Origin of the sequence: Pseudobacillus badius, assembly GCF_002189605.1 — a bacterium.
Classification (GTDB): domain Bacteria; phylum Bacillota; class Bacilli; order Bacillales; family Domibacillaceae; genus Pseudobacillus; species Pseudobacillus badius.
In genome coordinates this window covers 180,463-206,606 of sequence record NZ_MWMM01000004.1, presented here as the reverse complement: position 1 = coordinate 206,606, position 26,144 = coordinate 180,463, and the positions used below count along the sequence as shown (strand labels likewise).

The 26,144-nt window shown below is 45.0% G+C and carries 23 protein-coding genes; 8 read left to right on the top strand and 15 right to left on the bottom strand.

Translation table 11 applies throughout. The annotated features are described in order from the left end of the window. Positions 1-376: 376 nt before the first annotated feature. From B1A98_RS09995 to B1A98_RS09970, 6 genes are all read right to left on the bottom strand, one after another. A complete protein-coding gene (locus tag B1A98_RS09995; protein ID WP_063384975.1) occupies positions 377-1,873 on the bottom strand; it encodes a sodium:solute symporter family protein in 1,497 nt (498 codons plus the stop codon). Further along, complete coding sequence (locus tag B1A98_RS09990; RefSeq protein ID WP_041095970.1) at positions 1,870-2,064, bottom strand: DUF3311 domain-containing protein; 195 nt, start codon at positions 2,062-2,064, stop codon at positions 1,870-1,872. Before B1A98_RS09990 ends, B1A98_RS09995 begins: the two co-directional genes overlap by 4 nt. 15 nt (positions 2,065-2,079) lie before the next feature. Next, on the bottom strand, positions 2,080-3,699 hold the full coding sequence (locus B1A98_RS09985; RefSeq protein WP_063384976.1) for an amidohydrolase: 1,620 nt from the start codon (positions 3,697-3,699) through the stop codon (positions 2,080-2,082). A gap of 198 nt (positions 3,700-3,897) precedes the next feature. After that, the gene (locus B1A98_RS09980; protein ID WP_063384977.1) at positions 3,898-4,950 is read right to left on the bottom strand and encodes a cytochrome ubiquinol oxidase subunit I; all 1,053 of its coding nucleotides are present in this window, start codon (positions 4,948-4,950) and stop codon (positions 3,898-3,900) included. After that, positions 4,916-6,292 (bottom strand): c-type cytochrome, encoded by a 1,377-nt coding sequence (locus tag B1A98_RS09975; RefSeq protein WP_063384978.1) that lies wholly within the window; start codon positions 6,290-6,292, stop codon positions 4,916-4,918. The genes B1A98_RS09980 and B1A98_RS09975 overlap by 35 nt, the downstream gene beginning before the upstream one ends. 393 nt (positions 6,293-6,685) lie before the next feature. Then, positions 6,686-8,302 carry a thiamine pyrophosphate-binding protein gene (locus B1A98_RS09970; RefSeq protein WP_063384979.1) on the bottom strand — a complete coding sequence of 539 codons (1,617 nt, stop codon included), beginning with the start codon at positions 8,300-8,302 and terminating at the stop codon, positions 6,686-6,688. Between the two features lie 166 nt (positions 8,303-8,468). Between B1A98_RS09970 and B1A98_RS09965 the strand changes: the two genes are divergently transcribed. Then, positions 8,469-9,293: an aldo/keto reductase gene (locus tag B1A98_RS09965; RefSeq protein ID WP_063384980.1), complete on the top strand. Its 825-nt coding sequence runs from the start codon at positions 8,469-8,471 to the stop codon at positions 9,291-9,293. Between the two features lie 224 nt (positions 9,294-9,517). Further along, the gene (locus B1A98_RS09960) at positions 9,518-9,763 is read left to right on the top strand and encodes a YkuS family protein (RefSeq protein ID WP_063384981.1); all 246 of its coding nucleotides are present in this window, start codon (positions 9,518-9,520) and stop codon (positions 9,761-9,763) included. Between the two features lie 94 nt (positions 9,764-9,857). Here the strand turns inward: B1A98_RS09960 and B1A98_RS09955 are convergent, their stop codons facing one another. After that, entirely contained in the window at positions 9,858-11,537 is a 1,680-nt protein-coding gene (locus B1A98_RS09955; RefSeq protein WP_082821748.1) for a formate--tetrahydrofolate ligase, read from the bottom strand. A gap of 61 nt (positions 11,538-11,598) precedes the next feature. After that, positions 11,599-13,539, bottom strand: a complete 1,941-nt coding sequence (locus tag B1A98_RS09950; RefSeq protein ID WP_063384982.1) for an S-layer homology domain-containing protein — start codon at positions 13,537-13,539, stop codon at positions 11,599-11,601. A gap of 332 nt (positions 13,540-13,871) precedes the next feature. Between B1A98_RS09950 and qoxA the strand changes: the two genes are divergently transcribed. From qoxA to B1A98_RS09925, 6 genes are all read left to right on the top strand, one after another. Continuing rightward, complete coding sequence (qoxA, locus tag B1A98_RS09945) at positions 13,872-14,816, top strand: cytochrome aa3 quinol oxidase subunit II (RefSeq protein ID WP_063384983.1); 945 nt, start codon at positions 13,872-13,874, stop codon at positions 14,814-14,816. A gap of 74 nt (positions 14,817-14,890) precedes the next feature. Continuing rightward, a complete protein-coding gene (qoxB, locus tag B1A98_RS09940; RefSeq protein ID WP_063384984.1) occupies positions 14,891-16,834 on the top strand; it encodes a cytochrome aa3 quinol oxidase subunit I in 1,944 nt (647 codons plus the stop codon). Continuing rightward, positions 16,831-17,427 carry a cytochrome aa3 quinol oxidase subunit III gene (gene qoxC / locus B1A98_RS09935; RefSeq protein ID WP_041095978.1) on the top strand — a complete coding sequence of 199 codons (597 nt, stop codon included), beginning with the start codon at positions 16,831-16,833 and terminating at the stop codon, positions 17,425-17,427. The genes qoxB and qoxC overlap by 4 nt, the downstream gene beginning before the upstream one ends. Before the next feature lies 1 nt (position 17,428). Then, a complete protein-coding gene (gene qoxD / locus B1A98_RS09930) occupies positions 17,429-17,713 on the top strand; it encodes a cytochrome aa3 quinol oxidase subunit IV (protein ID WP_041095979.1) in 285 nt (94 codons plus the stop codon). Between the two features lie 352 nt (positions 17,714-18,065). Beyond that, positions 18,066-18,233, top strand: coding sequence for a hypothetical protein (locus B1A98_RS20450; protein ID WP_169713109.1), 168 nt, complete (start codon positions 18,066-18,068; stop codon positions 18,231-18,233). Continuing rightward, positions 18,234-18,359 carry a small acid-soluble spore protein P gene (locus B1A98_RS09925; RefSeq protein ID WP_041095980.1) on the top strand — a complete coding sequence of 42 codons (126 nt, stop codon included), beginning with the start codon at positions 18,234-18,236 and terminating at the stop codon, positions 18,357-18,359. An 87-nt stretch (positions 18,360-18,446) separates the two neighbouring features. On the opposite strand, the gene B1A98_RS09920 is transcribed toward B1A98_RS09925, so the two are convergent. The 7 genes from B1A98_RS09920 to B1A98_RS09890 form a co-directional block, all read right to left on the bottom strand. Next, positions 18,447-19,046, bottom strand: coding sequence for a response regulator transcription factor (locus B1A98_RS09920; protein WP_041095981.1), 600 nt, complete (start codon positions 19,044-19,046; stop codon positions 18,447-18,449). Positions 19,047-19,049: 3 nt separating this feature from the next. Further along, complete coding sequence (locus tag B1A98_RS09915; protein WP_063384985.1) at positions 19,050-20,180, bottom strand: sensor histidine kinase; 1,131 nt, start codon at positions 20,178-20,180, stop codon at positions 19,050-19,052. A 147-nt stretch (positions 20,181-20,327) separates the two neighbouring features. After that, entirely contained in the window at positions 20,328-21,356 is a 1,029-nt protein-coding gene (desA, locus tag B1A98_RS09910; RefSeq protein ID WP_063384986.1) for a Delta(5) desaturase DesA, read from the bottom strand. Between the two features lie 118 nt (positions 21,357-21,474). Continuing rightward, the gene (locus tag B1A98_RS09905; RefSeq protein ID WP_063384987.1) at positions 21,475-21,957 is read right to left on the bottom strand and encodes a DUF456 domain-containing protein; all 483 of its coding nucleotides are present in this window, start codon (positions 21,955-21,957) and stop codon (positions 21,475-21,477) included. Positions 21,958-21,962: 5 nt separating this feature from the next. Continuing rightward, positions 21,963-22,493 carry a G/U mismatch-specific DNA glycosylase gene (gene mug / locus B1A98_RS09900; RefSeq protein ID WP_063384988.1) on the bottom strand — a complete coding sequence of 177 codons (531 nt, stop codon included), beginning with the start codon at positions 22,491-22,493 and terminating at the stop codon, positions 21,963-21,965. Between the two features lie 126 nt (positions 22,494-22,619). Continuing rightward, positions 22,620-23,474 carry a dimethylarginine dimethylaminohydrolase family protein gene (locus B1A98_RS09895; RefSeq protein WP_063384989.1) on the bottom strand — a complete coding sequence of 285 codons (855 nt, stop codon included), beginning with the start codon at positions 23,472-23,474 and terminating at the stop codon, positions 22,620-22,622. 85 nt (positions 23,475-23,559) lie between these two features. Further along, a complete protein-coding gene (locus B1A98_RS09890) occupies positions 23,560-26,136 on the bottom strand; it encodes a helicase-related protein (RefSeq protein ID WP_063384990.1) in 2,577 nt (858 codons plus the stop codon). Positions 26,137-26,144 lie beyond the last annotated feature (8 nt).

The window sequence follows — 26,144 nt, the reverse complement described above, 5'->3', positions numbered from 1 at the left end:
AATATTAGTAGTTTACTTTTGAAATGAGATAAAAAAGAACAACTTCCTATAATATATATTATGTTAACTAAAAAACGAATGGAAAGATAAGCAGTGTTGTTCCTTCTTCCCTTTTGCATTTCCAGCCAACTTTATGGCTGATAGCCTTATTTGCCTTTATACTTAATGAATCCCGCGCAAAGTTGCATAGGCTTCTTGAAGAATCTATTTGTTTTGATTGCTGAGCTATCCATTTACTATGCATTTAATTGTAAGGAGATCTTATTGTTAGTTCATGGTTATCAGTTTAACAAATTTATTATCACTTAACATTCATATCTTTTTGCCTTTTATCACACGTAAAGACGATCTCCAGATTTGGGATCGTCTTTTTGGCTTATTTAACGAGGTCTTTTGCTGGCTCCTGATAAGTTTCTTCTCTTCCTGAGCTGATCAAATGGTTTGTCAGAAGGCTGACGAGGATCGCTATGATCACATTGACTGCCATCGCAATTGCCCCTGTGTTGATATCATTGATGATAGGTGGAATAGACGGAAAAGCATCAGCTAGCTTAGCGCCAGTAACCGTTGCATATAATACGATGGCAACTCCGGTGATAATGCCAGCCATTGCCCCGAATTTATTAAAGGCACGCTGGTTGAAGAAGCTGAATAACAAGGCTGGAACCAGTTGGGCAATGAAGCTGTAGGACATAATATTTAATATCGCTAAAGCATTTCCGCCTGTAACAGTGAAAATAAAGGCGACAACAATGATGATCAAGACAAATACCTTTGAGACGATCAATTGCTGGCGGTCTGAAGCCTGTGGAGCAATCAATTTATAAAACCCTGTCATCAATCCAATAGAAGCAGACATCAGCATGACAGAGACCGGCACCAGGGCTGTTAATAAGCCGGCAGCCCCGACAATGCCTACCACCCATGGGTCAAATGTTTGCAGTGTTAAACGAAGCAAGGATAAATCGCCATCCGCTCCTTGTAACCCAGGGATCTCTATGATGGCTGCGAAGCCGATGAAAAACGCAAATAGCAAAAGCAACGTATACAACGGCAAGGTAATCGCATTTTTCTTTAATGACCTCTCCCCTTTTGCTGATAATACAACGGAGAAGGAATTTGGCAATAAATAGAAGCTGAAAGCATTCAGTATAACAGTAGACACGAACCAGGAAATACTTAAACCTTCAGCTGATAAGACCAGACTATCCGGTTTAACGGCCTCTACCGCCTTAAATAAAGGCTGGATTCCGCCAAAATAGTGAAAGGGAATGTAAATCCCTAAAAAAACGATGACAAATAAAATCATGATGTCTTTCAGCACAGCCGTCCAAGCGGATCCGTGAATGCCTGAAATGATTACATAGATAGTGGCGATAATTGCCCCTATTGTGCTTGCTGCAAGCGGGCTAATACTTCCGTAAGACGCTTCCGATACAATGATCCCCAGTCCCTTGAGCTGGATGACAATATACGGAATCAAGGCGATCGTTCCGATGAAGCTCACAACCAATCCTAATATCGGACTATTAAATTTTGAAGCGAAGTAGTCAGGCTGAGAGATAATGTGATTCTGTTTAGCGTATCGCCAAATGTTCGGGACGATCCAATAGGAAATTACATAGGCCAGACAAATGTAGGCCGGAACGTAAAATGCCGCTGCTCCTTTTGAATAAGCCCATCCGCTGCCGCCCAAGAAAGTGAACGTCGTATAAACTTCGCCGGCAATCAGCAGGAAAATAAAAAGTGTGCCAAAGCCTTTGTTTCCAACAGCAAATTCATCTACATTCATCTCTTTTCCATGTGTCGCCCGAATGCCAAGGAAAAGGGCAAGAGCGGCAAAAGAAAATATAATGAGCAAAGCGACATTCACTTTTCTTCGCCCCCCTGGTTGGCAGGATCATATTTATAAACGATCGCCAGAATAGCCGATGACAGAACCATCCATAATATGATCCAAAACAGCAAGAATGGCAAACCGAATATATACGGTTCAATTCTGTTGGCAAACGGAAGCAGCAGACACATGCCAATGAAAGGCACAATCAGCAACAGCTTAATCATTTACTCCCTCCTTCCCTAGTGCGCACCCGTTTTCGTTCGTTCAAAAACAAGCTCACCGTCTATCATTGTCCATTCCACTTTAATATCCTTTAACTTCTCCGGGGATTCGTTCAAAATGCTGCGGTCTAAAACGACGAGATCTGCGAGTTTCCCTGCTTCTAAGCTACCTTTGATGGTCTCTTCAAAGCTCGCATAAGCGCCGTTATAGGTATACATGCGAATCGCTTCCAGCAAACTTATTTTTTGACTGTTTCCGAAGGGACGGTCTGTGTTGATGCGGCGGTTAACGGCTGTATGGATGCCCACCCATGGGTTGTAAGTCGTGATGGGAGCATCAGAGCCGGCTGCAGCCAGAATCCCTCGATCGATAAAGTCACGGGCCGGATACATAAAGTCAGCCCGTGCTCCATAATTATGAAGGTAGCTTTCTCCAAACTCATACGGGAATGGAGGGTTTGGCACGGGAATGACGCCTAGTTTCTTCATCCGCTCCTGCAGATCAGGACTTGAAATACCCGCATGCTCAATCCGGTGCCGGTGATTGTTCCGGGGAGCTTCTTGCAGCGCTTGTTCCACCACATTTAAGTACATGTCAATTGCCCGGTCTCCCTGGGCATGAACGGTTATCTGGTAGCCGCGCTTATGTGCTTCTCCCAAGACCTCGTATATCTCATCTTCTGAGTAATACAAGATGCCGCGATCCTCTTTATTGCTTGTATACCCCTCCCTAGTCGCAATCGTCGGTCCTGTGCTGCTTCCGTCTGTGAACAGCTTGGCCGGCCCGATCTTGAAAAATTCATTGCCTGTGCCTGTAACAACACCGGCATTCATCATATTCAGGGTAAACTGTTTACAGTCATTCAATGCGCCAATCATGGCGTAGACGCGGAGTTTCAGGTCGCCTGTATTCGAAGCGAGCTGAAGAAGCCGATAGCTTTCCTGATCAAAGGTTCCTGCTTCATGGACACTCGTGATTCCTGTTTGTATAAAGTGCTGCTGGGCGATGGAAATCGCTTGCTGGAGTTCTGCTGGAGTATATTTGGCGGTCTCATTCATTCTCATGTAGGCGGTCTCAATAAGGCGTCCTGTGAGTTTGCCATCCGCCCCTTTTTCAATGATGCCGCCTTGGGGGTTGATCGTCTGTTCATTGATCGATGCTAGGTGCAGGGCGCGGCTGTTGGCGACTCCCATATGGCCGCATGTTCTCGTAATCACTATGGGGTGATCTGTTGAAACAGCATCCAATTCTTGCAAAGTAGGATACCGCTTTTCGTTGATCGTCCGTTCGTTAAAGCCCCAGGCTCGGACCCACTGGCCTTTTGGCGTCTTGCTTGCCCCTTCTTTTAATTTGGCCAATAAAGCATCTATTGATGACACCTTTGGATCTTTGCAGCTGAGATTTAATTGGAATACACCATACAGAACGAGATGCAAATGAGCATCAACGATTCCAGGCAGCAGTGATTTTCCCTTTAAATCAACCACCCGTGTCCCTTCGCCTACAAACGCCTGTAAGGCAGCATTTGAGCCGACAGCTAAAATTTTATTCGCCTTGACTGCAAGTGCTTGCTGGATAGAATCATGTTTGTCCACGGTAATGACCTCACCATTCACAAAAACAACATCTGCTTTCATCTGACCCCTCCCGATAATAGAATATTCAAATAAATAAAGCCGTAATCCTAATCTGGCAATTTGTAAAAATATAGCATAAAAAAATCGTGAAGAGAATGGTCAAAAGGTAAGTTCATTTATTGCTTTAATGGACAATTTGTTAACCGCTCAAAACGGCCTTTCCATACAAAAAAGCCGGAGCTCTCTCCGGCTTTTTCATTATTTATCTGTTGTCATTTCCAATGTTCTTGGATGGTCTTCGATATGGGGCTGCAAGTAGGCTTCCCTTACTTCATGTCTCATCCAGCCCATTAATCCCAGCACAATCAGGAAGGAAGCGACTGCTCCTGTAAAGGCCCGGTAAGAATCTTTTTTGTCAGTGACATATAAGAAGCCCAGTAAAATAAGCGTGACAACAATAGATGCCATCAAGAGGCTGGTTGTTAACGTATTGCCCCCCATATAAAGCAGCATGATCTCTCTTTTCAGCGCAAACAGTACAAACATGCCGGCGGCCAATTGGAAAAGCGTCAACCAGAACGTCGTTTTAATGCCAATTTTTCTGATTTGATGGTCTGCTTTCTTTTCCTGATAATTCTGGTCTTGTTTCCGGTTCCGGCGGCGTTTCCACGTATAGAAAAGGTAAAGGTACAATCCGCCGGCAGCAAAGCTGGACAGCATAAAGTGTACATATCGCTGCCACACTTGCGGATAAGAAAATAAGCTGTGGAAAAAGCCGTTTGATTCCATCCATTTTTCCGGATAAAGCATTGAGACGACATTGACGATAAAAATCAGCGGCACAAATAGCAGAATAATACAGGCGGCAAGACCAATCAGCCAATGAAGCATCTTTTTGTTTTTAAGCTTCTGCCAGAGGAATTTATACGCATATAAAAGCAGGAAAGCCGCAATTAACAGCAGGATGATGCTTAACCAAGCCTTGCCGATTAAAATGGTGGATGAGTAAAAATATTGGGTATATACAATGCTCACCAATAAAATCGGGCCAACACCGAGAACAACAGCGATGCTTTTGTGGATCGATGCATGGTAAGAGCAAATTTGGGCCATGCGATCATACAATGGGCTTTGCTTCTTGATGCCGATTGCTTCTAAAATAACCGCTCCTGTGGCCAGCGAAATGGTCACATTGACAAATACGATATGTAATAGAAAGGTGACGATCAATAACACCGTCAGCAAGCCCATATCACCGGGAATTGGAAGCTGAATGTCATTGGGTATGGGCAGCGCTTGCGCGAACATCATGTTCTTTCTCCTCCTTTGCCTGCTGTGTGTTTGTCTCCTCGTTCACAACTTTGTATAAATAATGACTGAGCGCCTCCAGCTCTTTTTCCGTTCCTACGAATGGAGGCATCACGGGACGAACATGATGCATGGTTGGAATAAAGCCCTTGATCGTTTCTTCCGACCAGCCGTCCAGCCTCTTGCTTAGCGCCCGTTTCGAGCGCCAGCCATCTACTGTATGGCAGGTCAGGCATTGGCTTTTATACACTTCCCGTCCGGCCTCATACATATTGTCCGGGGTCACGCTGGTTGTTTCGGCAAATGTCGAATGAGCCAGCACGCCTTCTTTATTCAGCTTTTCGGCGTCTTTTGCTATGACTCCATTGGCATACATATAGTCATAAATAATAAACGGCTTTCGGACAGATTCCCGGACAAATTCGAATTCTGCGATAAAGCCCATCGAGGCGCCTAATACGATAAACGATAAAATCAGCGGCATCGTCTTTGGTTTGATCGCCGCCCAAAAAATAAAGAGCAAAATCACCCCTAATCCGGTTAAATTGATCACGTCAAACATCTTTTCGCTCATGCCTGTTGAATAAACAACCAAATCATACGCTTCTTGAGGAATCGACTGTAAGTACCAAATAGCTGTTGTCAAAATCCCCGGGATCGAAATGGCCGCCCAAATTGAGAAGATCCGAAAGATTTCCTCTTTCAATTTGTTATCCTTAATGAGCCATTTGACGAAGAAAGAGACGAGGCTGATGGCCAGCAAGAGCGCTAAGAAGGTTCTGAATCCCAGTGACGGCAAATACGTCGGATTGAAAAATGCATGCCAAAAAGAGAAGGTTTCCGTCCATTTTCCCGGCGTCAATTTGGCTGCAAGCACACCGGTAATAATCGCGGCGGTAATCCAGGAAAAGATACAGAGCGCAATCCCGATGCGGATATGCTTCATTTTTTTGGCTGTCTCTTTATACATATCCCAGGTGTAATAATAAATAATGAGCAGAACGACTTCTGTAATAAAGACAGCCCATTCAGCTACCCATGCCCAAAAGAAAATCCGCAACAGCGAGCCGATGGAATCAGGCTGAATCACAGTAGTGGAGAACCAAATCCCCACTCCTGTCATGGCCCCTGCTGTGGTGGTGATAATCAAGATCCACTTCGCCATATTTCTAGCGAAGGCATCCAGCTTCAGGTTCTTCTTCCGAAATGCATGGTATTCGGCTGTAACCATTAATGTTGAAGCTCCAATGGCGACTCCATGGCTAATAACAACATGCACAATCGCAATTAAAGCAATGATGGTTCCGTTTCCAAACCAAGAAAATTCGACAGTTGGAAAGTTCAAGTTCATAACCCCCTTAATGAATAAATGAATGTTACGTAAAAAAGTTACTGCAACAGTTTGAGGGAAATGTGAAGAAAGGGGGATTGTTGTCGAATCGTCAAACTTCCTTCCTATAAACTTCATACATACTTAACTCTTTCTTCGTTAATAAGAGTTTCAGCTTGCCGGCCATATAAAAAAGCGCTTCCTGATGGAGAACGCTGTTTGTCCTGTGCCGGTTTCACAATGTATTCAATTCGGTGTCCGCCTTTTGTCTGCGTCCCTTCTACTCGATTTGACTAAGAAAGCGGAATGAACCCTTGCGAGGCGTCTTCTGAAGTGCTTTCTGAAAAATCCTCTCACACAAACGAAAAGCTGTGATGATCTTATTGGGACCGCCACAGCTTTTTTAGATTATTTCGTGCCTGGAAAAAAGGCTTGTGCTGTCGGAATGTCGACTAATGCAGGCACCGGGGTGTTCAATGCTTTTGCGAGAACCGCTTCTATTTCACTGTCTGGCTCAGCGCGGAAGCTTTTCCAGCCGCAGCTTTCTGCCATTTTCACAAAATCGGGGTTGGTTAGCTTCGTGCCGGTCTCTTTCTGTCCGGCCGCTTTCAGCTTGTCCCTCTCCATTTGCAGCGCTTCATTATTGAACACAACAACGGTAATATCGAGTTCATAGCGTGCCGCGGTTAAAAGATCGGCAAGTGTCATTTGCAAGCCGCCATCACCGACAACGGCAACTACTTGTTTTTCCGGCTTTTCGAGCTTTGCGGCCATGGCTGCCGGCAGGCCGAACCCCATCGTCCGCCAATATCCCGAGAACAGAACGGTTTGTTCGTTTGGACGGAAATTCCGATTCATCCACACAGTGACATCGCCCGTATCTAATGTCAAGATAGCGTCTGCAGCAACTGTTTGTTCAATCGCGCGCACGATATGGGAAGGATAGAACGGGTAACCGGACGTACGCCCCTCCTGCTCATTTTTCTGAGCCCACTTTTCTTTCGCATCCCCGCAGGAGTCGGCCCATTCTTTTGAAGGTGAAAAGCCTTGCAGTTCCTCTATTAAAAATGGAAGCACCTCTTCGGTTTCGCCGGTAATTCCGAGTTCTGCCGGAATGCCCTTTTCGATTTTATCAAAGTGCTTATCGATTTGAATAATCCGCGCATGAGCCGGCACATATCCTTCTGGCCACCATGTCGTGCCAGCGAGCAGAACAACGTCCGCTTGTTTAAATAAGTCAGGTGCATAAGGGTTTCCGCCTTCTCCGATGCCTTGCAGCAGATGCGGAGAGGAGTCAGGAAAAAGCCCTTTTCCGCCAAGGCTTGTCAGAATACCGGCTCCCCATGAGGCAGCGAGCGTTTCAATAGCCCCTGCGGCTGCCGCTGCCCCAGCGCCGGCAAGAATCATGGGACGTTCGGCTGTTTTCATGATAGCTGCCGCCTGTTCTAAGCTTTCTTTCGTGAACGTAGACACTCCTTCTATAACGGAAGGCAGACGGCGCGGTTGAACAGCAACAATCTTTTCAAAAAGATCTTTCGGAATAGACAAATGAGAGACTGCCCGCTGTCCTAAAGACGTTTGTGCGGCTTTATGCAAAAGTTCAATGATGGCATCCTGACTCGCCAAGTTCTCGGAATACGCAGCAAACGGCTTCATCAGCTCCTGCTGATTAACATACTGCTTAAAGGCGGTCCCGATTTTATTCCGGGGAGCCTGGCCCGTAATCGCAAGGACTGGAACTTTATCAGCGTACGCATCTCCTAACCCATTCAGAAGGTTAGCTGCTCCCGGTCCCATCGTAGCTGCACATACAGCCAGGTTTCCTGTCAGCTTAGCCTCTGCAGACGCCATAAAAGCAGCGGTTGCTTCGTGCTTCACCGCGATAAATTTAATTGTATCCTGCTTGGCCAGTGCATCAATCAGCCCAAAAATCCCATCTCCTACGACCCCGTAAATCCGTTTCACACCAAAAAGTGATAACTGTTCAAGTATTAGTTCAGCGACTGTTTGTTCTGTTTGTTTCATACAAGCGTCCGCCCCTCTGTTTTCATAGTTTGCTGTTCTTTTAATATAGATACTTTCACGAAAGCAAGGCCGTTAAACTTTCTATTTTTCCTATATCTTGTTATTCTTAGTAATGTTCCCCGAATGGAGACAGAACGGATACTTCATATAAAAGGAGAGATGCCAAATGAATGTTGTAACGTTAAATAATGGCTTAAAGATGCCTCAGCTCGGCTTTGGCGTTTGGCAAGTAGAGGACGACCAGGCGACGGTTGCCGTCACTAAAGCGATCGAAACAGGCTACAGATCGATTGATACAGCGATGGTATACCAAAACGAAACAGGTGTCGGCAAGGCGATTCAGCAATCCTCTGTGCCGCGTGAAGAGCTGTTTATTACGACAAAGGTTTGGAATAGCGATCAAGGCTACGAAAACACATTGCGGGCTTTTGAAGAAAGCTTGGAGCGGCTCGGCCTTGAATATGTCGATTTATATTTAATCCACTGGCCTACTCCAAAATATGACGAGTATGTCGATACATACAAAGCGCTGGAAAAGCTGTATCATGATGGGCGCGTGAAAGCGATCGGCGTTTGTAACTTTGAAATTGAGCATTTAGAACGCATTTTAAAGGAATGCGATGTAAAACCTGTACTGAACCAGGTGGAATGCCACCCGTACCTTGCCCAGCCGGAAATGAAAGAGTTTTGCGCAAAACACGATATTCTTGTGGAAGCGTGGAGTCCGCTCGAACAAGGAGGAGACATATTGAAAGATGCGGTGATTCAGCAAATTGCTGAGGTGCACCGTAAATCGCCGGCTCAAGTAGTGCTGCGCTGGCATATACAAAATGGCACGATTGTCATCCCAAAATCCGTCACTCCATCCCGGATCGAAGAAAACTTCCATGTGTTTGACTTTGAGCTATCCCAAGAGGAAATGACAGAAATTAACGGATTAAACCGCAACCGGCGCAAAGGGCCGGCGCCAAATGACATGAACATTCGCTAAATGAAACAGCGGCATGGGAAGAATCATCTTCTCGTGCCGCTTTCATTATGGAAAGCATCCCTCTTTGTTGTATCTTGCCACATAACCTCCCTTCTTTATTCTTCCCTTTAAAGTTCGGAATAAAAACAGCTGGAAATAGACAACCTACACAGTGAAGCTTCCATCGGCAGACACTGATGGATGAGTAGAAACAACTGGAATGAACTCAAGGAGGGCAATATCAAATGACAAAAAGAATTGCTGTAGAACAGTCGCTTACCAATGTCACTCAGGCACTGCGCGAAAAAGGATATGAGGTCATCGATTTTAAATCAGCGGGAGATTTAAACAACTGTTCTGCCTGTGTCGTAACAGGGATGGACTCCAATGTTATGGGCATGCAAGAGCTATCCACAAAAGCGCCTATTATTGAAGCAAGCGGCTTATCGGCAGATGAAGTATGCCGTGAGATCGAGGAAAGAGTTCAGTAATCTAGAATGAGATGTTATCAGCGATGCTGAAACGCTGTATCATACAAAAAGCCGTCGCCTTGAACGTGTTTCGATGTTCAAAGCGACGGCTTTTTTACATTAATCCGCTAATATGACCGAAGTCATCAAGATCCATGTTCATGGCTGCCGGCTGTTTAGGCAGCCCGGGCATCGTCATCATCTCTCCGGTTAGACAGACAAGAAAGCCTGCGCCTATTTTCGGAATGATCTCCCGGACGGTGATCGTAAACCCTTGTGGACGGCCAATGCGGCCTGGTTCGTCCGTAAATGAATATTGGGTCTTTGCCATGCAGATTGGCAGTGTATCCCAGCCATTTTGCTCAATAGCGGCAAGCTGCTTTTGGGCTTTGTCGGTAAAGTGTACGTCTTCTCCTCCGTAGACCTCTCTGACAATTGTCCGCACCTTATCCGCCACCTTATCTCCCGGACTGTAAAGCGGAGCGAAGTGATTTGGCTGATTCAGTTGTTTGCAGACCAGTTCGGCAAGTTCAAGCCCGCCTTGTCCTCCTCTTTCCCAAACATCCGCAACAACCGCTTCTGCATGATGCAGGCGGCACCAGCCAAGAATTTCATTTATTTCCTCGGGCGTATCGGATATAAAGCGATTGACAGCTATAACAGGTTCGAGGCCAAAGCGGCGGATCGTATCAATGTGTTTTTCTAAATTCGGCAGGCCAGCTCGGACTGCTTCTGCATTTTCGGCTTTTAATTGCTGCTTTGGCACGCCGCCATGCATTTTCAACGCCCGTACGGTTGCTACAATAACGACGGCATCCGGCGAAAACTTCCCTTGGCGTGCTTTAATATGCATGAATTTCTCTGCACCGAGATCGGCTCCAAAGCCCGCTTCGGTCACGACGATATCCGCCAGCTGCCGCGCTGTATTGGTAGCCATGATGGAGTTGCAGCCGTGAGCGATATTTGCAAACGGCCCGCCATGGATAAGTGCCGGTGTTCCTTCAATTGTTTGAACGAGGTTCGGCTTGAACGCCTCTTTCAGCAGAACAGCGAGTGCCCCTTCTGCTCCTAAATCATGGGCCGTTACAGGTTTCTTGTCATATGTATAACCAATGACAATGCGCCCGAGCCGCTCTTTTAAATCAGATAAACTTGTGGCTAAGCACAGGATGGCCATAATTTCTGAAGCCACCGTAATATCGAAGCCATCCTCGCGCGGCACACCGTGGGCAGGTCCGCCTAACCCGACCGTAATATGGCGCAACGACCGGTCATTGAGGTCAAGCACTCGTTTCCACGTGATCCGCCGGGGATCGATTTGCAGAAGGTTTCCGTGGTGAATATGGTTATCAATCAGTGCACTTAACGTGTTGTTTGCCGCTGTAATCGCATGGATATCCCCGTTAAAATGAAGATTAATTTCTTCCATTGGCAGGACTTGTGAATATCCCCCGCCAGTGGCTCCTCCTTTCATTCCCATGACTGGTCCTAAAGAAGGCTCACGAAGGGCCACCATCGTCTTTTTTTTCAATCGAGAGAGGGCGTCCGCCAATCCGACTGTCACAGTGGATTTTCCTTCTCCTGCCGGGGTAGGACTAATCGCTGTCACTAACACTACTTTTCCCGCCTGCGTCTTTTGAGGAAGCTTGGATACATCAATTTTGGCTTTATATTTTCCATAGGGCTCCAGTGCTTCTGCCGGAATATCCGCTGCGGCCGCAACCTCTTGAATGGGCCGCATGTCCGCTTTTCGGGCAATTTCCAAATCTGTTAATGGCGTTTGAATATTTGTCAAAGTTCTCCCTGCTTTCTTTTTTCTTTAGTATAATCGCAAACACGCAAAAAAGAACAGAAGTTTACTGATGAAGAGAACGATATAAAAAGGCAGCAGCCTGGGCTCTCGTAACTTTTTCAGCTGGCCCGAATGTGCCGTTTGAATTGCCGGCAGCTATTCCATGGGCAGCAAGGGCATGAATGGACTGAAAAGCCCAGTGATCTTTTCGAATGTCGCTAAACAACTTAGCGGGCTGTCCTTTTAGCTGAAAAGCCACCGTCAGCATTCTTGCCATCTGAGCGCGGCTCAGCGGCTCGTTTGGCCGGAAGGTTCCATCTTTGTACCCGGACATAATCCCCTTCTCATTTAAAAAGCATATATAAGGAAGAAATTCGCTTTGCACCGGCACATCTTTAAAAATCGCCTGTCCAGTTTTTTGTTTCGGGTCAAATTGCAAAGCTTTGGCTAATAGCTTCGCTGCCTGCGCCCGCGTCACAGTCTGATCGGGCCCGAACGTTCCATCTGCATAGCCGCTCAGATACCCTTTTTCGGCCATAAACTGAATTTCTTTATACGCCCAGAAGCCAGCCTTTACATCGGAAAAAGAGCGTGTGTCTTTTCCTATCCATTGGGCGATGTCTTCAATAAATTCTTCGGGAACATTCGCTGGAACATTATATTCTGAATAATCCGGCTCCCCTTTGGCATTCACAAGCAAATGAATCAAATCTGGATACATTTTATAAGAAACGTTTTTCCGGTGAGCAAGTGCATTTTTCCATTTTGTTAATTCCGAAGCGGGCACTTGCAGATCTTTTTGTCCTTGCATAATAAGAAGCGGAACCTGTTGCTCGGCGGCTAACTCAGCCGGAACATAATCACGCAGTTCGAACCACCAGTACGGATTACCGAGCTGAAATCCCTCCGGAAGGTGTTCTTTTGTATAGTCCGGATTATTGATCAACGCGATTTGCTGCTCCCAGAAGGCCAGATTGGCTTCGATTGCTTGTAAGTCTTCTGGAGGAAGCGGTTGTTTTTTCGCCCTTTCTGCCGCTGCGCGCTGCTGCCATAGCATCAAATCTTGAAATTTGCCGCTAGGACCAGCTACAATAATGCCTCCTGTAATCCGGTGTGCAGCATCTTCCTTTAAAAGACGTGGCAATGCATAGCCTCCTTGGCTGTGGCCCAAGACATACAATTGATCGCCCACTTCCGGAAGACTATCCAAAAACTGAACCGCTGCAAGGGCATCATCAATCGTCTCTTCCTGTAAACTAAGCTTTGGATTCATCCCAGCCTTTATATGATGCTCTCTTGTTAATTTCTCATAACGGAGAACAGCAATGCCTTTATTTGCCAGGCCGACTGCTAGATCACGAAAGGGCTTCGTTGAATTTAAGGACTCATCCCGATCATTCGGACCTGAACCGTGGACAAGAGCGACTGCTGGAAACGGACCTTTGCCTTTTGGAAGTGTCAATGTGCCTGGAAGCGCGAATTCCCCTTTGCCAATGGCCACTTCTTGCTCTGTATATTTGTCTGTTTTGTCATAAACAGGAGGCTTGTATTGACTTGGCGGCGCAGCATAAAAAGGAATAAAAAAGTCATCAATTTTTCCTGCTGGATCAAGATGAATCGTAATGTCGACAGGAAAAGGAGCCGCCTGATAGGTCAGCGTTATACTAGTATGTACTTGATTGGCCGCTGTTTTCACGGCCAGCGGTTTTCCCAGCTTTCCAAACGGGGCGGTTTTAGCCTTCCAAATGGAGGGGAATTGCTCGATAGAAACATACTTTTTTAAATTTTCATTAAATAAATGATACCCATCGGCCCATCTTTCTTCCAGTACAGCCGACATAAAGAGATGGGCTGTTTCTTCTGCCTTTTTTTCTGTTTTCTTTTTGGCCGGTTCCTGCGCGTGGGCAGAGGTGTGAGGCTGAACCGGCAGGAAGGAGCCGCTTGTGCCGATAGCAGCCGCAAGTAAAATAGGCCCAATCCGTTTCCACTTTTGTTTTTCTTTCATGATTTTTCCTCCATTCTCCTATTAAAGGAAATTAGTCTCATTTTAATAGTAATATAGAACATTTCCGCTGACAATGAGCGAAGGAAAAGCAAGGCTCTTTATGTCCCTTTTTATGGAATAAAATATACTAGATTTCTGTTTTTCCAGTCATTTACTTACAATATTGAATCTTTTGTGACACGATATATTTCTATTTGTTTTTTAGTTTGGATAGGACTATGATAATCATGCAAATACAGAAAGGAGATACTAGGAAGTTAGATGGATAAGGGTTTCAAAAATTATTGTGAAATATTGCACATAAAGTTCAAATGAAGTGAGAGGGGTTAAAAATGAAAGTAAAGTGGTTATTACTATCCGTGATCTTCGCTGTTTCCACTGCACTGGCCGGTTGTGACAGCCCGTTAATGGTTCTCGATCCTAAAGGGCCACAAGCAAAAACATTATCCGATACAATTATTTTTTCGATTATGATGATGGTCGGTATCTTGCTGGTTGTCTATATCCTTTATGCATTTGTACTTGTAAAATATCGTGCTTCCAAGATGGATAAAGACTATGAGCCTCCTCATGAAGAAGGAAACAAATGGCTAGAATTAATTTGGACAGTCATTCCTATTATTATTGTAATTATATTGTCTGTCGTTACGGTTCGGACAACGGATAAAGTGGAGAGCGTGCCTGCAGGCTATGCTAACGAGAAGCCGCTTGTCATTTATGCTTCCTCTTCTAACTGGAAATGGCATTTCAGCTATCCGGAAGAAGGAATTGAAACCGTCAACTATGTCAATCTTCCGACAGATCGTCCGGTTGAGTTCCGCTTATATTCTTATGGACCGATTACGAGTTTTTGGATTCCGCAGCTTGCCGGTCAGAAATATGCTATGAGTGACATGGTGACGAAAATTCATTTGTCAGCTGATACACCGGGATCTTATATGGGCAAGAACTCTAACTTCAGCGGTGAGGGCTTTGCCCACATGGAGTTTGAGGCCCAAGCGATGACGCCATCCGAGTATAAAGAATGGGTCAGTGATGTAAAACAGACAGCACCAAAATTAACTGAAAAAGAATTTGATCAACTTTTGGAAACACCTCATGTAGGACGTAAAACGTATACATCCACTCACCTTGAGTTTAAGCCAGCTCCAGAAGGAGAACATGCCGGACATCATCATGGTGAGGAGAAGGAAGATCAGCCAACAGGCCATGAGGATCACAAAGAACACGACAATATGGACCATATGGAGCATATGGAAAATAAAGAGCATCAATAAACCAGCGACTCATCTTCCCTGCTAGTGAATAAAACATTTGTCTAAAGTAACAATTTGGAAAGGAGTCATCCAATATGAAATGGGATGAATTTTTCGTAACCGGCGAACCGATGATTTATGCTTCGATGGTTGCCATCGCGGTTGTTTCGCTGGCTATTCCAATCGGGTTGACCTATTTTAAAAAATGGGGCTACCTCTGGAACGAATGGTTAACGACCGTTGATCATAAACGTATTGGCGTTATGTATATTTTGAGTGCTTTGCTTATGCTGTTCCGGGGCGGAGTAGATGCCTTGTTAATGCGGGCGCAAACCGCTAGACCGGAAAACGGCTTACTCGATGCGCAACACTATAACGAAATCTTTACGACTCATGGAGTCATTATGATTTTGTTTATGGCTATGCCGTTTGTTATTGGTTTAATGAACGTTGTCATTCCCCTGCAAATTGGGGCGCGTGACGTGGCGTTTCCGCGCTTAAATGCCATCAGCTTCTGGCTGTTTTTTGCCGGGGCTATGTTATTTAACATCTCATTCGTTATTGGAGGGTCGCCGGATGCCGGCTGGACAGCTTACTTCCCGCTTGCAAGTCCGGAGTTCAGCCCGACTGTCGGTAACAACTATTACTCTCTTGCTCTGCAAATTTCCGGTATCGGGACATTGATGACAGGGATTAACTTTATCGTTACGATTTTAAAAATGCGTGCACCAGGCATGAAATTAATGAAAATGCCGATGTTTACTTGGTCCGTTTTGATTACAAACGTCATTATTGTGTTTGCCTTCCCTGTATTAACAGTTGCTCTTGCTTTAATGATGTTTGACCGCCAATTCGGCACACAGTTTTTCGCTATGCAAAATGGCGGGATGGATATGCTTTGGGCCAACCTCTTCTGGATTTGGGGACATCCTGAAGTCTATATCGTTATTCTTCCGGCATTTGGTATTTACAGTGAAATCATTTCTACATTTGCCCGCAAGAACCTATACGGCTATAAATCAATGGTTATTAGTATGGTCGCTATTTCAATGCTTTCCTTCGTTGTATGGGCGCATCACTTCTATACAATGGGCCATGGCGTGATGGTAAACAGCGTATTCTCCATTACTACAATGGCCATTGCCGTGCCGACCGGGGTCAAAATATTCAACTGGCTCTTGACGCTGCGTAAAGGAAAAATTGAATTTACTACTCCGATGCTGTACTCGCTGGCGTTCATCCCGATTTTCACAATCGGCGGCGTCACCGGGGTTATGCTGGCGATGGCAAGTGCTGACTATCAGTATCATAATACGATGTTCCTTGTTGCCCACTTCCACTACGTATTAATTCCAGGAACGGTTTTTGCGGTTATTGCCGGCTTCTACTACTGGTTCCCGAAAGTCTTCGGCTTCCGTTTGAACGAGCGTCTTGGAAAACTGTCATTCTGGGTGATTGTTGTCAGCTTTAACGTGACGTTCTTCCCGCTGTTTATTCTTGGATTAAACGGAATGACACGCCGGATGTATACGTACTCTGCAAGCACCGGCTTTGGACCATTAAACTTGATTTCTGCCATCGGTGCTGTCGGATTGGCAATTGGGTTCATTATTCTCGTGTACAATATCTACTGGAGTGTACGCTACAGTCCGCGTGATACAACCGGCGATCCTTGGAACGCCAGAACGCTGGAATGGAGCACACACAGCCCGGTTCCTGTATATAACTTTGCGAAAGTGCCAACTGTTGATTCATTAGATGCTTTCTGGTTCTCTAAGAAAAACAAAACACCGCTTGCTGAAGGCGCCTATGAGCCTATTCATATGCCAAGCAACAGCGGCATGCCATTCATTATGGGAATAGCATTCTTCTTTGCCGGTTTCTTCCTTGTATTCAGCTGGTGGCTCCCAGCGATTATTGCCGGATTAGTCATTCTTGGGACAATGGCCTTCCGCACATTTGAGCGGGATCATGGCTATCATATATCCGTTGAGGAAATCGAGCGGACGGAAGAAGCATTGCGAGGTGAAAGAAAATGAAAATAGATCACTCACTTCCATTGGAATATAGTACAGAAGAAAACCGATTAAAGGTTTTAGGGTTTTGGATATTTTTAGGGGCAGAAATTGCCCTCTTCTCCACCCTTTTTGCAGTGTACTTTACATTGGCCAACCGTTATGGAAACGGTCCGAGTGCTAAGGAAATTTTCGAATTAAAGCCTGTATTAATAGAAACCTTCCTGCTTTTAACAAGCAGTTTCACAATCGGCCTGGGTATTCATGCTATGCGGCTTGGATTAAAGAAAGCGATGATGACTTTCTTTATGATCACTCTCGTATTGGGTCTTGGGTTCCTTGGCGTTGAAATTACTGAATTTGTGACTTATGTTCATGAAGGGGCAACAATGCAAACAAGCGCCTTTCTCTCTAGCTTGTTCACATTGCTCGGTACACACGGAGCTCACGTAACATTTGGACTTTTATGGGGAACCGCCATTTTGCTTCAAGTGAGAAAACATGGATTTACTCCTGAAACAGCGAATAAGTCCTTTATTTTCTCTTTATATTGGCATTTCCTTGATGTTGTCTGGATCTTCATCTTCAGCTTCGTTTATTTGAAAGGATTGATGTAATATGAAACAGTTATTCCCACTTCCTCATGTGATGGGATTTGTTTTCTCGCTAATCCTTTCACTAGTTGCTTTAGCTGTTGTTTATTTTGATTTGTCTTATACAGCCGGAATGACGATTTTGTTAATTACGGCTATTGTTCAGGCAAGCCTGCAGTTGCTGCTGTTCATGCATATCGGAGAAAACTCGGATCGTTCTACGCTTTATACAAATATTGCGTACGCCCTGTTTGTAGGTGTAGTGACTATCCTTGGTACCCTGTTTACAATGGTTTGGGGTTATAATTAAGACGAAAAAAACGGTACGCCGGCTTGGCGTACCGTTTTTTCATATGCAAGAGAGACGAATGGTTTTGTACAACCTGTACTTAATCTTCGACAAACACCTCATTTACATGATGTGATTATTGAAAATTCCGCTTTTGGGTTCGTACGATTGATGCCCAAGACCATCACCCCATTGGAGTTTTTCGTTCCTTGCCTTATTTAGACTATCCCGCGGGGAGAAAAATATACGGGCTTGAAAAAAACTTTTTTCCTCCTTCCTTGCTTATGATTCAGCTTATATAAATAAGCAATTGAGACACAATAAGAACAGCACAGAGGCTTCTGTGCCAATACACACTTCGGAGGGATGGATCATGGGAAAAAGAAGCAAATCCAAGCGTTTTGTTAAACAAGGCACAGATTCAGTTTCGCAACATGCTGAGCGCTTCCCTTACCGTACGACATACTCTGAAGCAGAAGAACGGCGATTTTCCACTGAGAATACGGCAGATAACCCTGACTTGACACTCGGAGGGGTTTAAATGGGCAGAAATCCCGAAAAATCCAAAAGAAACCAATCCGGACAGCCTAAGCCGCTCAGCGGATCGCACAAAGTGAAAAACAAAAATCATTCCCGGCAAAACAACAACAGCGGCCACGGAATGTAGCTAGCTGCTGTCAAGTGACTGAAAAACCTCCGTATGCAACAAGAGCCGTTATGCTTGGCTCTATTGTTGGACGGAGGTTTTTCTTCCTTATTTAAACCAGCCTTTCTCTTTCGATTGGGAAATGGCTTCAATTCGGTTTTTTACATGGAGCTTATCAAAAATGGTTGAAATGTAATTTCTAACCGTTCCATTTTTGATTTTGAGCTGATCGGCAATTTCTTTCGTATTCTTTCCTTCAGCGACAAGCGCCAATACTTCTTTTTCCCGTTCAGTTAACGGGTTTTCCTCACTGTAGAAATCGTCCATTAATTCCGGTGCGTAGATGCGTCTGCCGGACATAATGCTGCGAATGGAATTTGCCAGTTCTTCGCTGGGGCTGTCTTTCAGTAAATAACCGCTCACCTTCGCTTTTAAGGCGCGCTGAAAGTAGCCGGTGCGAGCGAACGTTGTCAAAATGATGACTTTGCATTCAAATCCTTGCAATTCTTCCGCCGCTTCAAGACCGCTTTTTCCAGGCATTTCAATATCCATAATGCAGATGTCCGGATTCAGCTGCTGAACGAGGGCAATCGCCTCTTCTCCATTTGATGCTTTGCCAACCACTTCTATGTCTTCCTCCAGACTGAGGAGAGAGCCTAGAGCTCCAAGAAGCATGCGCTGGTCTTCCGCAATCACGATGCGAATCATGGTTTATCTCTCCTTCTCTCTTTGTTTTACATCATTAGGCACGGTGATAATAAGTGTAGTGCCGTGGTCGGAATGAATATCCAAATAGCCATTGACAAACTCAAGACGCTCCTTCATTCCTAACAAGCCATTTCCTTTTTCGAACGCTGTATCCGCCGCCAGTCCCTTTCCGTTGTCTTTTACTGTAATGTGTATAGCTTTGTCAGATTGCTCGATTTTCACCTCACATTGAGTAGCGTGACTATGCTTTACGACATTAGTAATAGCTTCTTTTAGGCACATGCTTAAAATATTTTCTAAAAACAAGGAAACATTCACTAATTTTGGTTCTTCATCACTGATAAATTCAATGTGTGCCGCCTGCAAAAGCTGTTTGACAAGAACAATCTCATCCTTTAAACGAATGCCCCGCATGGAAGAAACCATTTTTCGCACTTCGTTTAAGGCCGTACGAGCGGTTTGCTGTACATCCTTTAGTTCGGCTCTCGCCTGTTCTGGATTTTTGGCAATTAACCTTTCTGCCAGGTCGCTTTTTAAGCCGATCAGTGACAATTTTTGTCCTAATGTATCGTGCAAATCGCGCGCAATTCTTTGCCGCTCTTCCATTTTGACCAGCTCGGAAATTCTGTCGTTTGCATCGCGCAGCTGTTCTTCCAGCTGCTCTTGCTTTTTGCGGTTATAAACGGTGAAGGGCAGCAAAATAACGCTGATCCAAACGATAATAATAAAGGGCAGCTGCCTGACAAACAGGTCGCTTTGAAGGACAAGATGATAGTTGAAAGAAACGATCGTACTGATTAAGTGAATGACGTAAAGCGTGATAAAAGCGATCCGGTTTTTGATATTGCCATTATAGTAGGCGATGTAAAAAGCAAAATAAGGAAATTGAAACAAAATGGTCATTGTAATTGAGATAGCGATAAGAATGCAGGTCCATAAATAGACCGGCCATTTTTTCGATAAGAAAGCTAACCGATAAGCAATAAAAAATAAAATCGTGAGTGTAATCCCCACGAAAATCTCAACCGTTGAGGACGACTGGAAAATAAAATAAAAGGGCAGCAAACTGAGGACACTCCAGATATACGGTGAAATACCAGAGCTTCTCTGAAAAGCCCGCTGAATTCTTTGCATCATAAAAACCTCGTTTTTCCATCTTTTTTTCAGTATAAAGGAATTTTCTTCACTAGTGAATTGTTCGGCTGTTGAAAAACCATGTTTTCGCCCGGTCCAGTTTATCGGACGATGGGTGAAAACATGGTTTTATCTGTTTGGCTTTATTTACAGTTGTAGGGCTCTCTTTTCTTTTCCGCGTGCGCGCGGTTCCCTAGCGGCACGGAAGGTGATGAATTTCTCACTTTCTTCATCCCACAAACGGAATCTTAAAGAGCTTAAGCTTGTTCTTAACGTGATCGTTGGCACATTTTGCAAAGGAAGTGTCTGATTGTGCGCTGCTTCCAGCTGATAATTAGGTACACGCGGGCTTAAATGATGCACATGATGAAAGCCGATGTTGCCTGTCAGCCATTGAAGCGGCTTTGGCAGCTTGTAAAAAGAGCTGCCCTCTACGGCGGCTTTCACATAATTCCAGTGCTCATCTTCCTTAAAGTAAGAGTCTTCAAATGTATGCTGTACATAAAAGAGCCAGACACCGGCTGAACCGGCAATAAGAAAGATTGGACCTTCCACAAGAAGAAAAGCTTCCCAGCCGACAGCCCAAATGAGCAAGGAAACGACAGCCGCAATGGCTGCATTCGTAAAGTACGTATTGAACCGTTCATTCCAACGGGCTTCTTTTCGATTAAAGCGATTTCCAATCAGAAATACATAGATCGGGCCTAAGATAAACATGACAAAGGGGTTGCGGTACAGGCGATAAGATAATCGCTGCCAAAAAGATGCTTCCCGATATTCATTCACTGTCATCACCCAAATGTCTCCTGTTCCGCGCTTATCAAGATTTCCGCTTGTCGCATGATGAACAGAATGGCTATGCTGCCATTGATTATATGGGAAAAAAGTTAAGATCCCTGTAATGGTCCCGACAATTTTATTAGCTTTTCTGCTTTTAAAGAAAGAGTAATGACAACAATCATGGAAAATAATAAATATCCGTGTCATAAAGCCGGCTCCGACAGCTGCTAAGGCGAGCGTAAGTAAGTAAGAGACAGACAGGCTTTCATAAGCGAGATACCAGATAAGACAAAAAGGAAGAATCGTATTCACTAATTGCCTAACACTGGCGGCCGTATTGGCTTTTTCATAAGGCGCTACTTGTTTGCGCAGCCATTTTGAATTTTCTTTGTTCATGTAGTTGATCCCTTTCCTCTTATAGTTCTGTTCTTTCATTATAAGAGGAAAGAGGAATACTGTGCAGTAGCACCCGTCATACTCCGTATATGACAAGTGTCATATACGGACGGATTTTTTAAATAATGGCATCGATAAAGAACCAAATTACCATAATAACTTGAATGATTAACTTAGCGATTGTGCCGCTTAAAAAGCCGATAAATGTAGCAAAGCCTATCGTCAGCGCTTTTTTAGCATCTTTTTGGATCAAAAGCTCCGTAACAACGACAGCGGTGAACGGCACAAGCAAAATGCCAAATGGCGGAAAAACAAATGAACCGGCAATGACAGCCAGAGCGGCTACCCTTTCTCCCCATTTAGAGCCTCCATATTTTTTAACGAAATAACTGTTGGCTAAAATGTCGGCCACAATAATTAAAATCGTAAACGCCGCCATCGCCAGCCAAAAGACAACGGATAATTCTTCATGATTGATGCCAAAATGATAAAGCAAAAACCCTCCCCATAAAAACACGATGGAAGGAATAATCGGAAAGATTAACCCCGCAAAGCTAATAATAAATAAAAGAACAATGCCGATCCAAGCGGCTGTTATCATGATGCTCACTCCTCCTTTTGTTTTGATTGCAGTTTACGAATGAATAGAGAGAGCTCCTTGTATATAGCGACAATGTCCTCCATCCGCATCCGGACAAGACCGCTTGAAGATGGGGCAACAAAGTCGAGAACGCCGGGGACGACTGAGGCAGGCTGCATGCCCCAGGCTGCTTCTTTTCTCCCGCTGTATTGCTGGTAGACGCCTTTGCCGACAAAACAAACCACTTGCGGTTGATAAGCTGCAATCTTCTTCTTTAATTCTAGTCTGCCCTTATTGTATTCTTCTTTCGTAATTTCTTGCGCACTCTTTGTCGGCCGTGCAACAATATTGGTTAAACCGTAGCCGATAGACAGGAGATCAGCATCTTCTTCGGGACGGCATCTTCTTTCCGTCAAGCCCGCTCTATGCAGGATCGTCCAGAAGCGGTTGTTCGGGTTCGCAAAATGATGGCCGGTTTCACCTGAACGGAGACTGGGATTGAATCCGACAAACAGGACAGTCAAATTTTCTTTTAGATGGTCTTTCACAGGTTCCACGTTTTCACTTCCTTATGTTATGTGCCATAGATTAAAGTCTTTGCACTTGTTGTATACGTCAAATACGTCAATTGGTTTCAAATAATAAAATCCGAGTGCTTTAGCACTCGGACTTGTCCTTTTTGATTAGCCGCGCAGCAATGGCAGTGTGCAGCACCGAAAGGACCCTCCTGACTTAATAATTTCAGTAATGTCCGCCTCAATGACTCGGTATCCCCGCTCAGCCAGCTGCTCGTTCACCCTTTTGTTCACCGGCAGACTGAATACCGTTTTGCCGCCAATGGAAAGAACGTTTGTGCCAAGAGTGAACTGTTCCTCCTCTGACACTTCAATAAGACGAAACCGGGAAGCTAAAAGCTCCCTTTCCTTTTTTCCCAGCGCCTTAGAAAAGACCAGCGCTTCATCTGGGGATAAAATATTAAAGACACAGTCTAAATGCAAGTACTTCTCATCAAAAGGAATAGAGAGCACTTCATAGTCCGGCAGCCGGGACTGCAGCTCAGCGACTGCTTGGCCATCCGTCCGGCTGCTGATCCCGGCATAAACGGTGCGGCCGTTTATAAGGATATCGCCGCCTTCAATGGGACTGCTTGTCAATGGAGAATAAGAAAGATGGGCTTGTCTAAGCCAAGTTTCAAGGACTTTTTCTTCCCCTTGGCGAATATCCGTCGCCATGCTGGAAATAAACACTTGTTCTCCGATGGTAAAACCAATATCGCGAGTAAACACCTGCTCTGGGTACCGGGGATCCGGCGGGAGTTCAATGACTTCCACCCCGTGCTCCTGAAGCAAGCGGGAGAATTGCCGATGCTGCTTCAAGGCCCGCTGACTCTCGATATTCTCTTCTTTAAACTGCTCTTGCGTTTCGTTAATTACTTCCTCTATCGCCATATACTGCGGCTGGCACAATACCACTTTTTGCAGCCGCCCATACTCGCTGCCGCAAGTAAGCGGCTGGCTTTGCTTTGATGCAATAGACATAATGTTCCTCCTGAAAACCTAGTGTATATGCTATTTATTCCCCAAGAACAGCAAAGAATAAACAATTCGGCCCTAGAGAGGAAGACTAACGGAACCTTTTTTTTCGGTTGTATTTCTTCTTGCGTTTAGAAGCGTGACAATCATCACAAATGGGATATTGAAAGTGAGAAGACAACTTTTCTCCGCACCTTTTACACCGCTTGGCTTTCCCTGTTTCTCCTGCCTGCAAGTGCTTATGGACCTCATCACTAATTGTTTGGCGGAGCCGCTCCCAATAGATTGCCTCCGTTTGCCGGCCAAGCCGATATAGAAAGAGAAGATGAAGGCCAATAGCTTTATAAGAGAGCTCTAAATCCTCCAGCGTACCGGTCTTCATAATAGGCTCAGGCAAATCCCGGCCATTTACAATCGCTTGCATGGTGGAAACCCATTGCTTTGTCATTCCCCAATCCTTTGTAGAAAAAGGAAGATGCAAAAAACCGTACAAATCAGTCATTGGCAGCCGAGCTTCTATTTCACTCCCTTCGATGATTTCATATAAATAACGCTCTTGAGAAAGCGCTGCTTTTTTTGTTCCTTTAGGACTTTTAAATCGCTGCCAAAGCTCAAAGAAAGTTCCCAGATCACGATAATACCGCTGAAAGCGTTCAAACACAGCTGATGTCGGTGCGATGGCAAATGTCCGGACAGGCTCATCCTCTTTTTGAAGCAGCTCCATCATCTTTTTGACATCAGTCATAAAAGCCACCTTTCCGACAGGATAGATGCCTTTCCGTCCGGCTCTCCCAGCGATTTGTTTGACTTCCTGGGAAGTTAACAGTCTTCTTCTCGTACCGTCGAACTTTTCATTTTTTAGAAAGACAATTCGCCGAATCGGTAAATTCAGCCCCATGCCAATGGCGTCTGTAGAAACAATGACAGAGGTTTTTCCCTCGATAAACTGTTTCATTTGTTTTTTTCTTGTTTCCGGCGGCATGCTTCCATAGATCATACTGACGGAAAAACGGTTCTTTTTCAGCCGGGCGGCTGTTTCCAGTACTTCCTTTCTTGAAAAACAAACGAGTGCGTCCCCTTGAGCTGTATCCGCTAATTTAAATGGCGCGGATTCCACTTGCAGCGGGATGTCCCGGCTGTACTCGCATAGTTCATACTCGTTGTCGCCGAGAAGCTGGATAAGCATTTCTTTCATATTTCTGCTGGCAATAATATGCACTTCAGCGGCACGCGCGCCGGTAATGGCCTTATACCAGGAAAATCCCCGATCTTTATCGGCGATCATTTGCGCTTCATCAATCACGACTACGTCGTATAATTCTTTTTCATAAAACATTTCCACGGTACAGGAGAAATGCTGAGCATTCGAATGGATCTTTTCTTCCTCTCCTGTTTTTAGCGAGCATGGCACTCCGTCTTTATTAAGCTTTTCGTATACTTCAAGAGCCAGCAGACGCAGCGGAGCGAGATAAAGCCCGCTTTTTGCTTGTTTCATTCTTTGAAGTGCCCGGTGAGTTTTTCCGGTATTGGTTTCGCCGATATGCAATATGTAGCGGACGTTCCGTTCTGCCGGAGGGTGATACGCCTGGCCGAAAATGTCTTCGATCTGCCTTTCCTCTTCTTCTTGACGGCGCTTCTCTTCAGCCTGCTTTTCTGCTTGTTTTTGCTTTCTTTCGGCATATTGCTGCTCGTACAGTTTCTTTTGCTCTGCTTCGTCATATGGCAAGGAGGCAATCGCAAGAAGATGACTGAGACGTTCTGTTGTTAATTCCTCAAAAAAATCCCATACTACCCCGGAGAGAAGGTAATCTGCTGTATCGTGCAAGTGATCGGCCGTCAATTCTTGGTCATTTGCCTGCTCGTAGCGCTCTTTCAGCTGTTCCGGAATCGCCTCTAAAATTTTCTGAGAGACGGTATTGAACACATATTGGGAAGTGTACTGTTCATAGACGGAGGAATATGTCTCATATTCAAATTCCCAATGCCAAGTTTTTTCAATTCGCCCGGTTAATTCAGTGAAAAAGTCTCCGGCTGTTTCATAGTCTTGGGGATCAAACACCCCATCCTCTGTCAAGGTCTCCTCAAGGGCTGATGGATCAACAGGATGGAAACGCATTTGTGTCCGCAAGTCTTGCTGCAGGCGGTTCGCCATACAGTGCCTGAATAACAAGTAGAAGGCTTTTTTGTTTTCTGCAATCGCCTGGTCTGCGGCTGTCTCAATGAAACAATTGATTTCCTCCTGTTCTTTTGCCCGCTGTTTTGCTTCTTGTTCAGATAAAAAGTGTGCGCGGGCTTTTACATAGAGAGCTTGCCACTCTTCGACGGAAAGCTTCGCGTATTCTTCATGCAGCCATTGCTCGGTATCAAAGGGCTGATAAGTTCTGATTTCGTTTCGGAACAGCTGATTGATCAGCTTTCGGGCCACATCTTTTGTCACGAAGCTTTTTTCTCTCAAAAACGCCCGTTTTTCTTTGCTGCTCAGTTCATTGGAGGCTTTGTTTAGCCAGATATTTAACCATATTTGCTCGATATATGGTTTGCGTTCCTGCATATACTCTTCCAACGAAGGAGCGTGTTCATGTGTCCCCAAATAAGCGAGGAGATCTTCGCAAACCTTCTGTTTAGTATGGGAAAGTGCGTGTGCATAGACATCGGAAAAGTGTTTCATGATTCTTT

Bases quoted from the DNA above. Each gene is read 5' to 3' on its own strand.
- qoxD (WP_041095979.1), top strand. From the start codon at position 17,429: ATGAAACAGTTATTCCCACTTCCTCATGTGATGGGATTTGTTTTCTCG.
- qoxA (WP_063384983.1), top strand. From the start codon at position 13,872: ATGAAAGTAAAGTGGTTATTACTATCCGTGATCTTCGCTGTTTCCACT.
- B1A98_RS09920 (WP_041095981.1), bottom strand. From the start codon at position 19,046: ATGATTCGCATCGTGATTGCGGAAGACCAGCGCATGCTTCTTGGAGCT.
- B1A98_RS09890 (WP_063384990.1), bottom strand. From the start codon at position 26,136: ATGAAACACTTTTCCGATGTCTATGCACACGCACTTTCCCATACTAAA.
- B1A98_RS09985 (WP_063384976.1), bottom strand. From the start codon at position 3,699: ATGAAAGCAGATGTTGTTTTTGTGAATGGTGAGGTCATTACCGTGGAC.
- desA (WP_063384986.1), bottom strand. From the start codon at position 21,356: ATGAACAAAGAAAATTCAAAATGGCTGCGCAAACAAGTAGCGCCTTAT.
- B1A98_RS09925 (WP_041095980.1), top strand. From the start codon at position 18,234: ATGGGCAGAAATCCCGAAAAATCCAAAAGAAACCAATCCGGACAGCCT.
- B1A98_RS09960 (WP_063384981.1), top strand. From the start codon at position 9,518: ATGACAAAAAGAATTGCTGTAGAACAGTCGCTTACCAATGTCACTCAG.
- B1A98_RS09990 (WP_041095970.1), bottom strand. From the start codon at position 2,064: ATGATTAAGCTGTTGCTGATTGTGCCTTTCATTGGCATGTGTCTGCTG.
- qoxC (WP_041095978.1), top strand. From the start codon at position 16,831: ATGAAAATAGATCACTCACTTCCATTGGAATATAGTACAGAAGAAAAC.
- B1A98_RS09950 (WP_063384982.1), bottom strand. From the start codon at position 13,539: ATGAAAGAAAAACAAAAGTGGAAACGGATTGGGCCTATTTTACTTGCG.
- B1A98_RS09905 (WP_063384987.1), bottom strand. From the start codon at position 21,957: ATGATAACAGCCGCTTGGATCGGCATTGTTCTTTTATTTATTATTAGC.
- B1A98_RS09965 (WP_063384980.1), top strand. From the start codon at position 8,469: ATGAATGTTGTAACGTTAAATAATGGCTTAAAGATGCCTCAGCTCGGC.
- B1A98_RS20450 (WP_169713109.1), top strand. From the start codon at position 18,066: ATGGGAAAAAGAAGCAAATCCAAGCGTTTTGTTAAACAAGGCACAGAT.
- B1A98_RS09970 (WP_063384979.1), bottom strand. From the start codon at position 8,302: ATGAAACAAACAGAACAAACAGTCGCTGAACTAATACTTGAACAGTTA.
- B1A98_RS09980 (WP_063384977.1), bottom strand. From the start codon at position 4,950: ATGATGTTCGCGCAAGCGCTGCCCATACCCAATGACATTCAGCTTCCA.
- qoxB (WP_063384984.1), top strand. From the start codon at position 14,891: ATGAAATGGGATGAATTTTTCGTAACCGGCGAACCGATGATTTATGCT.
- B1A98_RS09895 (WP_063384989.1), bottom strand. From the start codon at position 23,474: ATGTCTATTGCATCAAAGCAAAGCCAGCCGCTTACTTGCGGCAGCGAG.
- B1A98_RS09915 (WP_063384985.1), bottom strand. From the start codon at position 20,180: ATGCAAAGAATTCAGCGGGCTTTTCAGAGAAGCTCTGGTATTTCACCG.